The following is a 13,731-nucleotide window of genomic DNA, read 5'->3' on the forward strand; positions in this document are numbered from 1 at the left end:
CCGCACCGGCGCCGTCTCAGTGCCCGGGGGCGCCCAGCGTGGCGAACACCCCGCGGCGAGCGGCGCCGTCCGGGTCGGTCCAGCCGGCCAGCACCTGGCCCAGGAGCCCGTTCCCGCCGGCGGCGGGACCGGCGAGCAGCACGCGGGACAGGGTGAGGTCGAGGAGGGGTCCCGGTCCGCCGGCCGGGCCCACCCCGATGACGGTGGCGTCGGCGGAGTCGCTCACCTTCCCGGCCCCGGTCAGGGACGCGGGTACGCCCGCCGGCCCGGCGAGGACCTCGACGGTCGGGTCGGGGGTGTCGCTCTCGCTCTGGGCCTGCGCCGCGGCACGGCCCGCGAGCAGGGCCGCCAGCCGCTCCACCATGACCGGGTCGTGGGCGCCGTCGTAGACCCAGCGCGTACCCAGCACCCCGTGTTCGAGCGTGCCGACCAGCCCGTCCCCGGCGCCGTCCAGCGGGGCCCCGCGGTAGGTGAGCGGGACCAGGTGGGCGACCGGCCCGTCCCCGGAGGCGTCGGTGACCACCATGAACTCGATGCCCACCTCGCCCTCGGGGTCGTCGAGGCGGAAGCCGCCCGCCCGCGCGAGCTGCGAGACGTCCCCGGTGCCCTGGTACCAGGGCCTCAAGGGGAGCCAGTCGGCGAGGAGTTCGAGCTTGGTCGGGCTCAGGGTGGTGCGGTGGATGATTGCCATGATCGTAAACCTACCCGGGCGGCGGGGGTGCTGACCGGCGGGCGGCCGTATCCGGCCCGGGTCACGGGGGAGTGGTCACGGGGTGTTCCCGGACGGCGATCCTGGCCAGTTTCGTCAGCATCATGCCGTTGCGCACGGCGACGAGGTAGTCCACCGGCAGTCCGTGCATGCGGGTCCCGGGACCGCGCAGCGGATGCCAGTCGAGGGTGAAGAGCGTGTTCTCGCCCCAGGGGGCCAGGCTCATCGCGATGCGGGCCGCGCCGAAGGGTTCGGCCCGCGCCTCCAGCTCCAGGCGCCGGTGCGGTTCGCAGACGCGGACGACGGAGGTGTCGTCGAGGGTCAGCGGGCCGACGCCGACGCGGACCCGCAGCCGGGCGCCCACGTCGGGCCAGTGCGGGTCCGCGGCGAGGACCTGCCGGGTTCCCGTCACCCATTCCCCGTAACGGTGCCCGTCGGCCAGGAGGCGCCAGACCTCGGCGGGCGGGCACAGGATCAGACGGCGGTTGCGCGCCACGGCGGTCACGCTCCTTCCGGACGGTGGCCGGGCCGTCGCGCTGCCCTGCCCACCCCCAGCCTCACGCTGTACGCCCGCCCCCGCAGTCCGGCAGACCCGAACGGCTGTCACGGCCGCCCCCGGCCAGACCGGTGCAGGACCGGAGCCGGACTGGTTCAGGACCGGAGCCCGACCGGAGCCGGATCCGCCCCCCCACGCCCGGAGCCCGTCACCCGGGCTCCGGGACGAAGGCCGCCCGCAGCTCCTCCCGCAGCGACCGCTGGAACGCCGTCACCAGGGCCTGTACCACCATCGGCTGCATGTGCGCCGACAGCGCCTTCATCGACTCCACCCGCTCCGGATCGCTCTCGCCCTCGGTGAACGGCCCCCACACCTCGTCCCGGAACAGGGCGGTCAGTTCGTGCGCCGCCGTCCGCGCGTGTTCCAACAGCACGGTGCGGGCCGCGAGGATCGTCCCGTGCGCGATCGGCACGTCCAGCAGGGCGACCCCGAGCCGCAACAGCCCCACGTCCACCCGGAACCCCTCGCCCGCCTCCACGAGCACGTTCATCGCGGCGAGCCTGCCCAGGTCGGTGTCCGACAGGCTCCGCCCGGCCCGCTTCTCCAGCTCCGCCCGCGAGAACTCCCGCGCCGCGTCGGGGGCCCAGGTGGCCACCAGCGCCCGGTGGATCGCCAGATCGTGCGCGCTCAGGTCGTCGGGGAGCGCGTCCAGGTAGCGCTGGATCGCGGACAGGGTCATGCCCTGGTGCTGGAGTTCCTCGATGAGCGCCAGCCGGGACAGGTGCTCCGGTCCGTACTGGCCCACCCGACGGGGTCCGATCACGGGAGGGGGCAAAAGCCCGCGCGTGCTGTAGAACCGTACGGTGCGGACGGTGACACCGGCCCGGGACGCCAGCTCGTCCACGGTGAGCATCGGCTCGGTCGCCCGGTCGGCCATCGTCCGCTCCTCGCTCTCTGCTCCACAGCTTGGGTTCAACAGTATTGCTGTCGCACCAACGATGTGAAACGGCCAGGAGCTGCCCATGACCACGAACCTGCGACTGCCCGGACGACCCGAAGAACTCACCCTGCCCGCCCTGCTGGTCCGCAACGCCGCCGAACACGGCGAGCTGCCCGCCCTCTCCTGGCGCGAGGGGGCCGCCGACTGGCGCACCCTCACCTGGAGCGAGGTCCGCCACGAGGTCGCCGTACTCGCCGCCGGCTACGCGGCCCTCGGCGTCGAGCGCGGCGAACACGTCCTGCTCATGATGGGCAACCGGCCCGAACACTGGCTCAGCGACCTGGCGCTCGTCCACCTCGGCGCCGTCCCCGTCACCGTCTACGGAACCTCGGCGCCCGAGCAGATCGCCCACATAGCGCGCCACAGCCGGGCCCGGGTGGCGGTCGTCGAGGGCGCCGGCGAGCTGGCCCGCTGGGAGCCGCTGCTGCGGGACCCCACGGCGCCCCTGGAGCGGCTGGTGGTCGCCGAGGCCGCCGAGGCGGGCCCGCACCGCACGTACGCGTCCGTGCGGTCGGACGGCGCCCGGCTGCACCGGGCCGACGCCTTCGAGAAGGGCTGGCGCGAGACCCGCCCCGAGGATCCGCTGACGGTCGTCTACACCTCGGGCACCACCGGCGACCCCAAGGGCGTGCGGCTGACCCACCGCAACATCCTGCTCCAGTCGGTGCGGCTCGACCGCGACACGGACCTGCCCGAACACGCCGAGCACCTCTGCTACCTGCCCTTCGCACACATCGCCGAGCGGATCCTCGGCATCTACCTGCCGCTGCTGCGGGCGGCCCACGTCCGGCTGGTCGCCGACCCCACCGCCGTGGCCGCCGCGGTCCGCGAACGCCACCCCGTGCAGTTCTTCGGGGTCCCCCGGGTCTGGGAGAAGCTCGCCGCCGCCGTCAAGGCCGTCCTCGCCGGGCTGCCCGACGAGCAGCAGCGGGCCATCGAGGGGGCCTGCGCCCTGGCGCGCGCCAGGGCCGGCCACCGGGAGCGCGGCGAGGAGGTGCCGGCCGCGCTCGAAGCCTCGTGCGCCGAGGCGAAGGAGCGGGTGCTCGACCCGTTGCTCCGGACGGCCGGACTGGACCGGCTCGTGTGGACGGCCAGCGCCACCGCGCCGATGCCGATCGACGTGGTCCGCTTCTGGGCGGGCTGGGGGATCACGATCATGGACGCCTGGGGGCTGACGGAGACCTCCGGCGTGTGCACCGTCAACCGGCGGGACGCCTTCCGGCTGGGCTCGGTCGGCCGGCCCATCGAGGGGCTGGAGCTGAGGATCGCCGAGGACGGGGAGATCCTCACCCGCGGGGCCACCGTCTTCGACGGCTACCTGCGCCCCGACGGGACGGTGGAGCGCGCCCACGACGCCGAGGGCTGGTTCCCCACCGGGGACGTGGGCCGGCTCGACGAGGACGGCTTCCTGTGGCTGACCGACCGCAAGAAGGAACTGATCATCACCTCGACGGGCAAGAACGTCTCCCCGGCCCTGGTGGAGAACACCGTCAAGGAACACCCGCTGATCGGCCAGGCCCTCGTCCACGGCGACGGCCGCTCCTACCTGGTCGCCCTCCTGGTCCTGGACCCCGAACTGGCCCCGGCCTGGGCGGCCGCCCGGGGGATCGGGACCGCCTCCCTCGCCGAACTCGCCGAACACCCGGCCGTCCTGGAGGAGACGGCCCGCGCGGTGGCCGCCGCCAACGCCCGGCTCAACCGCACCGAGCAGATCAAGCGCTACCGGCTGCTCGCCGAGGAGTGGGGCCCGCAGACGGGAGAGTTGACCCCCTCGCTGAAACTCCGCCGCAGGGTGGTCCGGGAGAAGTACGGCCCCCTGATCGAGGAGCTCTACGAGGCGCAGCCCGAGCCCCCGCGCTAGGGCCCGGCGCCCGTGCCGCGGTAGGGGCGGCGTCGGCACGGCGGTCCTGACCGGTTGTCAGTGGCGGGTGTCACGATCGGCCCATGAGCTTCTTCGAAGGGCTGATCGTGGCCGACCCGCCCCCGGCGGCCGAACCGGCGGAGTGGCACCTCGGCGCCTACGAGCCGCAGCCGAACGAGGACCACCCGCCCTCGGACTGGTTCCTCCCGGCCCGGATCCCGCAGACGGCGCGGATCGGGGACGGACCCGACACCCGGATCCTGCTGACCGGGTGGGAGGTGTGGCCCCGGTCCCTGGTCATCGGGATCGAGGTCTTCCGGCGCCGCGTCGGCCGGGACGGCCTCCGCGGGCCGGTCCACCCCCGGCCCGGCGCCGACGGGCTGCGCTTCGGCCTGCTGCTGGCGGACGGGCGCCGCGTCACCACCCTGGACGGGCCGGCCTGGCCGGCGCCCCCGTCCACGATCACGGGGCCCAGACCCGTCCTCACCGCGCTCGGCGGTTCCGGCGGCACCTTCCACCAGCAGGTCGACCTCCACCTGTCGCAACTGCCGCCGGACGGCGAACTGCTCCTGGTGACCGAGTGGCCCGCCGAGGGCGTTCCCGAGACACGGACCGTCTTCGACGCCACGAGGCTGCGGGCCGCGGCCGCCGGGGTGGTCGAGATCTGGCCCGCCCCGCCGCCGCCGGCCGCCAGGGGGCTCGCGGCCCTCCTGCCCTCCTCCCACGCGCCCCGGGTCCCCGGGCCGGAGCCCCGCCCCACCCCGTCACCGGCCGGGCCCGAAGCGCCCCGCGCCGACTGGCAGGGGATGGGGTACGAGGGCTGGGGCGACCCGGAGCTGATCCGCTCCCGGCTCGCCGCCGGGGCGGACCCGCAGGACCCCGAGGAGCGGCCGCTCCACCGGGTGGCCGGGCGGGGCGCCGAGGAGTCGCTCGCCGAACTGCTGCGCCGCGTCACGGACGTGGACGCGCTCGATGCGCAGGGCAGGACCCCGCTCTGGGAGGCCGTGGCCCACGGCCGGGCCGACAACGCCGCCCTCCTGCTGGCGGCCGGGGCCGACGCCTGGACGCCCCGCGTCGCGGGCCGCTCGCCGGGGAGCCTCGCGCTCACCACCGAACTGGCCCCGCTCTTCGCCGACCTGCCGGGCGCGGTGCCCCCGGACCCCGGGCGGGTGGCGGCGCAGCGGGCGGCCGACGAGCAGGCCCGGGTGTTCCGGGGCGTGCACACCGAGGGGCTCGCGGTCGCCTTCGTCGCCGGGGTGGACGAGGAGGAGGTGATCCGCCGCCTGGGCGCGGACCCGGACCGCGTCCCGGTCCTGGACCTGGACGCGGAGCCCGGACCGTACGGGACGGGCCCCGACGGCTTCGACCCGTACGGCCCGCGCGCCGGGTGGTTCCTCGGGGTGAGCGGGGTGCCGGGCGGCTGCGTCCTGACGCAGCCCGCCGGATACCTGGCCTCCTCGCCCGCCGTCCTGGCCGCGGTGTCGCCGGGCGGATGCGCGTACGGGGTCTACTTCAACCCGAAGGGCGGCACGTTCGGGCACCTGTCCGTGGACGGAGTCACCGCGCACCACGAGGAGATCGGCCTCACGGCCCGGGAGGACTCCCCGGAGGGCTTCTGGCTGCACCGCTTCTGGCAGTGGGGCCCGTACGGGGACATGTACGGGACGCGCTCCCTCGCCTACGCCTGCGACCGCGCGGGCCTCCCCATCACCGACCCGTCCCCCCTCCTCGGCCCACCCCGCCGCTGGGTGGGGCTCCCCACGGACAGCCCCTTGCACGACTGAGCCCATGTCCGCCGGGGGCGCCCGCGCGGGGTAACTCCCGCCCCGATCCGCACTGCACCAGAGAACCCCGGCCGACAGAGGGACTGTCGGCCGGGGCGGCGTTCGACGACTCAGACCTCAGGCGAGAAGCACGCGCCGCACTCGACGTTTCGAGGCGCGGCCGTTTCGAGATCCACCATCAGGGTCACCCCGGACCCATGCGGGCAAACGCGGCGTGGACGCCCTCCGGGACGTCGCACGACCTGGTGTGAACCCCAGCCGGCCACCACCTCGCGGAACCGAGGATCGACCCACACACGGGGTCCTTCAGAACCTTCGCTCACCGCAACTCCTTCCTTCCGGAACGTAGTCGACTGTAGTGGGATCGGGCCGGGCGGGTCAGGCTGAGGGCGGGGCGGCGCAGGCGGATCCACCCTCCGTGCACTCGCTGTGCATGCAGTCCCCGGCGTGGATCTCCGTGTCGGCCAGGAGCCCCCACAGGTAGGCGTCCGGCTCGTAGCCGGCCTCCCTGATCGCGTCCATCGTGAGGGCCAGCGTGGCGGCGTCGCGCCGCAACGTGTCCGGGCCCTCCGGGCGGTGGTCGACGAAGCGGCCGCCCGCCGTGCACAGCTCCCGGTACATGGCCGTGTGGAGGATGAGGGCGTGCCATCCGAGGTCGACCAGCTTGGACGGTCGCAGGTGCCGTCCCGTGGCCCGGGTCGCGGCGGCCACGAACTTCAGAGCCTCGTCGACGATGCGGACGGCGAGTGCCTCCTCGACGCCGTCGTTGTCGCGCTGTACGAGGTGGACCACCCGGGCGAACCCTTCCTCGGAGAGGAGGTGGAGGGCGGACGGCTTCAGGGCGGTGGGCGTGGTCATGGTGCTGTCCTTTCGGTCGGACGGGATGCGGGATCAGTGGGTTCCGGAGACGATGACGGCGAGCGCGCCGAGCAGGACCACGACGTACAGCAGTTGCCGCAGGTGCTCGGTCACCGGACCCGGCTCGACTGTTGCTCGACGGCCGTGAGCATGTTCCGCAGGATGCGGGCCAGGACGCGTGCGTGGTTCCAGGCCGCGTGGTCACCCCGCCCCGTCGGGCCGGCGTCGGCGAAGTACGACCACTCGGCGAGGGACGCGTGGGCGCGTTCCGTCCGCCGGCCGGGCGGGATCGCGGAGACGTGGGCGTACAGGGCCTGCCCGCTCGCGACCAAGTCGGCGGTGAGACGGGCGACGCCTTCGGCGTCCGGCCGTTCCGAGTAGGGGGCCAGCGCCCGCCCGATGAGCCCCTCGATCTGCGTCTCGCCGGAATCCATGCCGGTGCTCCCTACCGTCGTCAGCGGGTGGTGGAACAGAACTGTCTGGCCAGTGCGCCCCTGGGTACCGGTGGGCGCCCGGCGTGAAACCACGATGTCGGGTGCCTTCCGGGCGGATCCACTGCCGCGTCCTATAGGGCCGTCCTATATTTCGAGCATGGAGTCTGAGCCGGACGTCTGGGTCCACCCCGAACTGCGGGCGGCTGCAGCAGCGGAGGACTGGTCGGGGTTGCTGAGGGCCTGGCGGAAGGTGACGCGCAGCAGCCAGAGCACATTGGGTGCCGTGGTGGGCCTGGCGCAGTCCGACATCTCCGCGATCGAGAACCGCAGGCGCGAGGTGACCTCCGTAGAGGTCCGTCAGCGGATCATCGCGGGCCTCGGGGTCCCCGCCGAACTGCTGGGAGGCGTTGAGCCGGAGATGCCCCTTCCTTCCCTCTTCCTGCCCGGCGTAGTGGCTGATCCGGAGGCCGTGCGTCTACGTCAGGTGACCTCGTCGGGCATGCGGCTGGACGCGCCGTCGCTCGCGGCGATGGAGCGTCTTCTGGCGGAGCACCGGCGGGCCGAGGACACGTTGGGTTCGCGGGTCATGAACTCCGTGGTCGCCACGCAGTTCGAAGCGGTTGCCGGACTCTACGACCAGGCGCGGGGGCCACTCGCGGACAAGCTCGTCAAGATCATGGCCGAGTATGCGCAGTTCCTCGCCTGGATGGCGCAGGACCAGGACAACGCGCCTGTGGCGTTGGGCTGGTTCGACCGGTCCTATGACTGGGCGCTGGAATCCGGGTACGGCGACATGGCCGCCACGACCATGAGCATGAAGGCGCACCTGGCCTGGTCCCAGGGCAACGGTCGCCGCTGCGTCCGACTGGGCGCCGCCGCCGCGTCCACGGCCGGAGCGAGTGAGGCCACCCGGGCCATGGCCGTACAGATGATCGGCCGCGGTCACGCTCTCGAAGGTGACGGGGACGAGGCCTACCGACGGCTGGAAGAAGCACAGTTGATCATCGCCAACGCCACGGACGCACCACCGTGGCTCTACTTCTACGGCGAGTCCTGGTTCGCGGCGCAGCGTGGCATGGCCGACCTGCACCTGAAGGACTGGAACAGCGCCATCGCGCATCTGACGCAGGGACTGATCGGGTTCGCACCGGAATTCCGCCGCGACCGGGCCTGGTACGGATCCTGCCTCGCCCACGCTTATGCGGGTGCCGGGGAGGCGCAGGCAGCCCTGACAACGGCACTCGGCGTGATCGGCGATGCCTCCGAGATCGGCCGGCCGCATGCCTGGGGTGAGCTGCACAAGGTGGGCGGTCTCCTCCTGCGGCGTGGGGCTCACGAGGGCAGGGCGCTGGTGGACATGCTCGCCGAACTCGACTGAGGTGCATGCACGTCCGAGCCCCGCCCGCCCCTCGGCGCAGCCGGGTGCCTCGTGCAGGACGGCCGCAGCTCGCCCCTTCGGCTCCGACCGCAGGTCGCGGACCTGGCAGTGCAGTAGAGGATGTCTGTGGGAGCAAGAGGCGTACGTCCGCGACCTCGACGACCGGCTCTACGGCTGGGGTGCGGTGGTCAGCGGTCTCGCGTGTTGAACTCGGCGATCAGGGGCGACAGTTCAGCGAGGCTCTCGATGCGGAAGGTCGGCAGCTCGCGGGCCTCGGCGCTGTCCCACTGGATCGTGGCCCACGGGCCCCGGCGGACGAGCGCGGTGTGCATTCCCGCGGCGGCGCCGGGGCGCAGGTCGTTGTCGACCCGGTCGCCGACGTAGAGGATCTCCGAGGGCTCGGCCGGGACGACGGCGGCGACGCGCTCGAAGAACGCGGGGTCCGGCTTCGAGGCGCCCCAGTCGTCAGAGGTGCCGATCAGGTCCACGTCCTTCGTGAACAGTTCGCGCAACAGCCCGCCGGCGCGAACCGTCTGGTTCCCGGCGATGGCGAGCCACAGGCCGTCCGCACGGAGCCGGGCGAGGGCGGGGCGCACGTCGGGGTAGAGGTCGTCCTCGCCGAACCACTCCGGCTTGCCGGCGGCGGCCCGCGCTTCACGCTGCTCGGCGAGATCGAATCCCGGCCGGAACTCCTGGAACACATCCCGGTAGTCGCACCCCTGGGCGATGACCGCCCCGAACACGGCCGCGAACGTGTGCCTCGGGACGCCGAGCCAGTCCGCCCAGGTCCCGTACTCCCGGGTCTCGTCCACCAGGCACTCGCCGACGTCGAAGACCACAGCGCGAATCGTCATGCGGGCCAGCCTAGTGACGGCCCCGGACGTACGACAGGGCCCCCTCCTGCCCGGGGCGGGAGGGGGCTCCGTGGTCAGGAGCCGATGAGAGGGTAGTGGTCCGAAAGGTTTGAGTAGGTGTAGGAGGTGCCCCAGCTGGAGACCGTCCAGGGGGCCGACTGCTCCTTGACCACGTTGTTGTTCCAGTTCGCCGGGCGGGCGTTGCCCTTGCGGTACAGGACGTAGTCCAGGTCCTCGCGGGGGTCCGTCGGGTAGCGGTAGTTCGCGATCGAGTTGAGCGCCGTGTCGAAGGAGTACGGGTGGCCCGTACGGCTGTCGGCGTCGGCCAGGTCGGCGTTGGCGAGCATGGTCGCGTACTCGGGGCTGCGCGAGTCGACGTTCATGTCGCCCGTCACGATGACCTGTTCGGCCGCCGGGATGTTCTTGGCGTCCAGGAAGGCGTCGATGGCCCGGAACTGCCGGGCGCGCATCTGCGCCGCCTCGCCCGCGCCGCAGCCCGGGTCGGTGGACTGGGCGTGGGTGCCGACCACGTGCACCTTGGTGCCGTTGACGTCCAGCACCACGTACGCGAAGCCCTTGTTGGACCACCAGTCGGCGCCGCAGGCGTCCTTGTAGACCACCTGCTCCTTGCGGACGATCGGCCACTTGCTCAGGACCGTGACGCCGCCGTCCTCCGGGGTGGTGGAGGAGTAGGAGCCGCCCGTCGCGTCCCAGCCGCTCTTGCTGCGGCCCACGACCGGCGTCTGGTACGGGTACTGCGCGGCCGCGTTCGCCTTCAGCGCGTCCGAGGCGCCGTTGTCGAAGGCCTCCTGGAGGACGACCACGTCGTGGCCCTGGAAGAAGGAGGCCTTGGGGATCTCCGAAGCGCGGTGGTCCTGGCCCCAGTTCGGGTACAGGTTCTTGCTCATCAGGAACGTGTTGTACGTCAGTACGCTGAGCCGGGGCGTCGCACCGGTACCGGCGGCGCTGGCCGCGGGGGCGGTGGTGAGGGCCAGCGTGCCGGCGGCGATCGCCGCGACGGCCGTGGCGGCGGCCCGGTTGCGGCGGTTCGGGGTGAGCAGCATGAAGGTCTCCGTCATTCCTGCGGGGGAAGATCGACGCCGTCATCCAAGCAGCCGCGGTTACTTCGGGGTAACACCCATGACAAGACTTTCTGTCCGGGCCACGACAACGTGGGGCCGGGCGCCGGCCGGGCGGTACGCGGGCCCCGAGGCGGCGATAATGGAGGGAGAACGACGCACGAACACCGGGGGAGCACGGATGACCACGCACACCAGGGAAGCGGCCGCGAGCCGCCGGAGCGACCCCGAGCCGCCCCCGCCCGGCGGGGTGCTGTGGACCACCGCAGGGGACATCCGCTCGCTGCTCACCCTGCCCGCCGCCTTCACCCTCCAGGTCGCCCACCCGGCCGTCGGCGCCGGCGTCGACCAGTACTCCGTCTTCCGCACCGACCCCTGGGGGCGCGGCGAACGCTCCCTGCGCTCGGTCATGCTGTGGGTGTACGGCGGGGACGAGGCCGCCGCCGAGGGCCGTCGGGTGCGCCGGCTGCACAAGGAGATCCAGGGCACCGACACCCGGGGGCGCCGCTACCACTCCCTCGACCCTGCCTGCTACGCCTGGGTGCACGCCACCGGCTTCCCCATCGCCCTGTACTCCGGGCGGTACCTGTTCCGCCGCATCACCCCCGTCCAGGAGCGCCAGCTCTACCGCGAGTGGCTCCAGGTGGGCCGGATCCTCGGGCTCCGCGACCGGGACATGCCCCAGACGGTCGAGGAGTTCTGGCCGTACTACCGGCGGATGCTGGCCGAGGAGATCGAGCCCACCAAGGTGGCCCGCGAGCTGCTCGCCACCGACGCGGACCTGCCCCGTCCCGAGCTCGCCTCCCCGGTCGCCGGGCTGCTGCTGCGGGTCTCCTGGCCGCTGCTGCGGACCGCGTACCTGCGCTTCCGGGCCTTCGTCACCGTCGGGTTCATGCCGCCCGACGCGCGGGCCGTCCTCGGCCTGGAGTGGACCCCCGGGCAGGAGCGCCGGCTCCGGCGGATGAGTACGGCCCTACGGATCCTGGTACCGCTGCTGCCCGAGCGGCTGCGCTACCTGCCGCTCGCCCGCACCGCCCGCGCACGACGGCGCGCCGGCACCCGCTGAGGGGGCACCGGCGCGCGCGTCCGTTCCCGTTCCCGGGCCGGATCAGTGCTCGTGGATGTCGTTCGTCGCGACGATCTTCTTCCAGGACTTCGGCTCCACGGCGGGCTTGGCCGGGGCCTGCGAGCGGGCGCCCGGCTTGGCGGCGGGGGCGCCGAAGGCGGGCTTGCCCGGGGTGTACAGCCAGGTCTCGAAGAGCTGGGCGAGCGGCTTGCCCGAGATCTTCTCCGCGTACCGGACGAAGTCCCCGACCTTGGCGTTCCCGTAGGCGCGCTCGGTCGGCCAGCCCTTGAGGATCTTGAAGAACTTCTCGTCGCCGATCTCGTTGCGCAGCGCCTGGATCGCGATGGCGCCGCGGTCGTACACGGCCCCGTGGAACTGGTTCTCCGCACCCGGGTCACCCGGCTTGACCTGCCAGAACGGGTCCTCGGCCGGGCGGGAGGCGTACGTCCAGTCGGCGAGCTCCTGCGCGGTGCCCTCGCCCTCCTTCTCCGACCACAGCCACTGGCTGTAGCGGGCGAAGCCCTCGTTGACCCAGATGTCCTTCCAGTTGTCGACCGACACGCTGTCGCCGTACCACTGGTGGGCCAGCTCGTGCACGACCACCGAGACGTTCGCCCCGTTGGCGAACTGGCGCGGGCTGTAGAACGGCCGCGTCTGCGTCTCCAGCGCGAAACCGGAGGGCACGTTCGGGACGTAGCCGCCCAGCGCGTTGAACGGGTACGGGCCGAAGACCCCCTCCAGCCACTCCGCGACCTCGGTGGTCCGCTCCACGCTCGCGCGCGCCGCGCCCGCGTTGTCGCCGAGGTCCTTGCTGTACGCGTTCAGGACGGGCAGACCGCTCGCGGTCTTGTCGGTGGTGATGTCGAACTTGCCGACCGCGAGGGTGGCCAGGTAGGTGGCCTGCGGCTTGTTGGAGCGCCAGTTGTACCGGGTCCAGCCCAGCCGGGAGCTCTGCGACTGGAGCACGCCGTTGCTGATGGCCTGGGTGCCGTCCGGGACGTTGACGGACACGTCGAAGGTGGCCTTGTCCAGCGGGTGGTCGTTGCTCGGGAACCACCAGGCCGCCGAGTCGGGCTCCTGCGCCGCGATGCCGCCGTCCGGGGTGCGCTGCCAGGCGGACCAGCCGTCGACCTTGTACTCCGAGGGCTTGCCGGAGTACTTGACGACGACGGAGGCCTCCTTCCCCTTCTGCAGCGGCTGGGCCGGGGTGACCTCCAGCTCCTGGGTCCCGGAGGTGGCGAACTTCGCCTTGACGCCGTTGACGCGGATCTCGCTGACCTTGAGGCCGAAGTCCAGGTTGAAGCGGGACAGGTCCTGCTTGGCGGTGGCCAGGAGGGTGGCCGTGCCCTCCAGGAGGTCGGTCTTCGGCTGGTACTGCAGGCGCAGGTCGTAGTGGGAGACGTCGTACCCGCCGTTCCCGCTGGCCGGGTAGTAGGGGTCGCCGATACCCGGGGCACCCGGACCGGCGCCGGCCGCCGACGCCGGGATCACCAGCAGCAGGGAGGCGGCGAGCACGCTCGGGGCGATGACTTTGCGGCGCACGAAGAGCTCCAAGGGGTAGGGGAGGCAGATCGGTTCGGGTCTGGTCGTCCGACCGTATTCACCCCTGGCCGCTCAGGTCATGTCCATGGCCCCTGATGTCACACGATCGCCATCCGGCCGCAAGGAAGCGGGGGCCGGTGGCCCGGCCGGACGGGCGCCGGTATATCGAAATCCGGACATGGCGGGGGTTCCGCCGCGCGGGTGACGGGGGCTCGTCGAACGGTCCGGCGCGGTCCGGGTGCGGGTCCCGGTACGGGTACGCGCACCAGGCCGCCCCCGGCCCGTGGAGGTGGCACGGCGGCGGCACGGGGGGCGACTTCCGGTCTGTCGGCCCCTCCTGCCGTACCGTCACCGGCCGGGAACACATTGGCCGGATCTCGGCAGTCGGCCCCGGCGCGCTCAGGGTGCAGCGGGGGCAGGGCCGCGGCAGACCCGGCGTCAGGTGGACCCCGCCGACCGCCCGGCGCCGCCGGGCCGCCACCCGCGGACTGCGCGCGAGCGGGCGGGCGGGCGTCCCGCCGACGCGGTCGTGCGCCAGGCCGAAGCGGACACCGAGGCCCCGGACGGGCACTCGCCCCCTGGGCGGTGCCCGAGCGTGGGCGGTGCCCGAGCGTGGGCGGTGCCCGAGCGTGGGCGGTGCCCGAGCGTGGGCGGTGCCCGAGCGTGGGCG

The 13,731-nt window shown here is 73.1% G+C and carries 12 protein-coding genes; 4 read left to right on the forward strand and 8 right to left on the reverse strand.

Annotated elements, in window-relative coordinates; translation table 11 throughout:
- Nucleotides 1-16 precede the first annotated feature (16 nt).
- The 3 genes from ABZW32_RS22300 to ABZW32_RS22310 all read right to left on the reverse strand — a co-directional run bounded on the left by ABZW32_RS22300 (nucleotide 17) and on the right by ABZW32_RS22310 (nucleotide 2,142).
- Nucleotides 17-691 carry a 1,4-alpha-glucan branching protein gene (locus ABZW32_RS22300; RefSeq protein ID WP_356218336.1) on the reverse strand — a complete coding sequence of 225 codons (675 nt, stop codon included), beginning with the start codon at nucleotides 689-691 and terminating at the stop codon, nucleotides 17-19.
- 61 nt (nucleotides 692-752) lie between these two features.
- On the reverse strand, nucleotides 753-1,205 hold the full coding sequence (locus tag ABZW32_RS22305) for an SRPBCC family protein (protein WP_356218338.1): 453 nt from the start codon (nucleotides 1,203-1,205) through the stop codon (nucleotides 753-755).
- A gap of 208 nt (nucleotides 1,206-1,413) precedes the next feature.
- Nucleotides 1,414-2,142: a MerR family transcriptional regulator gene (locus ABZW32_RS22310; protein WP_356218340.1), complete on the reverse strand. Its 729-nt coding sequence runs from the start codon at nucleotides 2,140-2,142 to the stop codon at nucleotides 1,414-1,416.
- Between the two features lie 85 nt (nucleotides 2,143-2,227).
- On the opposite strand from ABZW32_RS22310, the gene ABZW32_RS22315 reads away from it, so the two are divergent.
- On the forward strand, nucleotides 2,228-4,066 hold the full coding sequence (locus ABZW32_RS22315; protein WP_356218342.1) for an AMP-dependent synthetase/ligase: 1,839 nt from the start codon (nucleotides 2,228-2,230) through the stop codon (nucleotides 4,064-4,066).
- An 83-nt stretch (nucleotides 4,067-4,149) separates the two neighbouring features.
- Nucleotides 4,150-5,850 carry an ankyrin repeat domain-containing protein gene (locus tag ABZW32_RS22320; RefSeq protein WP_356218343.1) on the forward strand — a complete coding sequence of 567 codons (1,701 nt, stop codon included), beginning with the start codon at nucleotides 4,150-4,152 and terminating at the stop codon, nucleotides 5,848-5,850.
- Nucleotides 5,851-6,228: 378 nt separating this feature from the next.
- Here the strand turns inward: ABZW32_RS22320 and ABZW32_RS22325 are convergent, their stop codons facing one another.
- Nucleotides 6,229-6,708, reverse strand: coding sequence for a hypothetical protein (locus ABZW32_RS22325; protein WP_356218345.1), 480 nt, complete (start codon nucleotides 6,706-6,708; stop codon nucleotides 6,229-6,231).
- 110 nt (nucleotides 6,709-6,818) lie between these two features.
- A complete protein-coding gene (locus tag ABZW32_RS22330; protein WP_356218347.1) occupies nucleotides 6,819-7,142 on the reverse strand; it encodes a DUF6415 family natural product biosynthesis protein in 324 nt (107 codons plus the stop codon).
- Between the two features lie 157 nt (nucleotides 7,143-7,299).
- Between ABZW32_RS22330 and ABZW32_RS22335 the strand changes: the two genes are divergently transcribed.
- A complete protein-coding gene (locus ABZW32_RS22335; RefSeq protein ID WP_356218349.1) occupies nucleotides 7,300-8,520 on the forward strand; it encodes a helix-turn-helix domain-containing protein in 1,221 nt (406 codons plus the stop codon).
- 188 nt (nucleotides 8,521-8,708) lie between these two features.
- Here the strand turns inward: ABZW32_RS22335 and ABZW32_RS22340 are convergent, their stop codons facing one another.
- Both ABZW32_RS22340 and sph read right to left on the reverse strand, forming a co-directional pair.
- Complete coding sequence (locus ABZW32_RS22340) at nucleotides 8,709-9,374, reverse strand: HAD family hydrolase (RefSeq protein ID WP_356218351.1); 666 nt, start codon at nucleotides 9,372-9,374, stop codon at nucleotides 8,709-8,711.
- A gap of 74 nt (nucleotides 9,375-9,448) precedes the next feature.
- Nucleotides 9,449-10,438, reverse strand: coding sequence for a sphingomyelin phosphodiesterase (gene sph / locus ABZW32_RS22345; RefSeq protein WP_356218353.1), 990 nt, complete (start codon nucleotides 10,436-10,438; stop codon nucleotides 9,449-9,451).
- A gap of 196 nt (nucleotides 10,439-10,634) precedes the next feature.
- Between sph and ABZW32_RS22350 the strand changes: the two genes are divergently transcribed.
- A complete protein-coding gene (locus tag ABZW32_RS22350; protein ID WP_356218355.1) occupies nucleotides 10,635-11,519 on the forward strand; it encodes an oxygenase MpaB family protein in 885 nt (294 codons plus the stop codon).
- Between the two features lie 42 nt (nucleotides 11,520-11,561).
- On the opposite strand, the gene ABZW32_RS22355 is transcribed toward ABZW32_RS22350, so the two are convergent.
- Nucleotides 11,562-13,061 carry a M1 family metallopeptidase gene (locus tag ABZW32_RS22355; RefSeq protein ID WP_356218357.1) on the reverse strand — a complete coding sequence of 500 codons (1,500 nt, stop codon included), beginning with the start codon at nucleotides 13,059-13,061 and terminating at the stop codon, nucleotides 11,562-11,564.
- Between the last annotated feature and the right edge of the window lie 670 nt (nucleotides 13,062-13,731).

It is taken from the genome of Streptomyces sp. NPDC004667, from assembly GCF_040609475.1.
Lineage (GTDB): Bacteria > Actinomycetota > Actinomycetes > Streptomycetales > Streptomycetaceae > Streptomyces.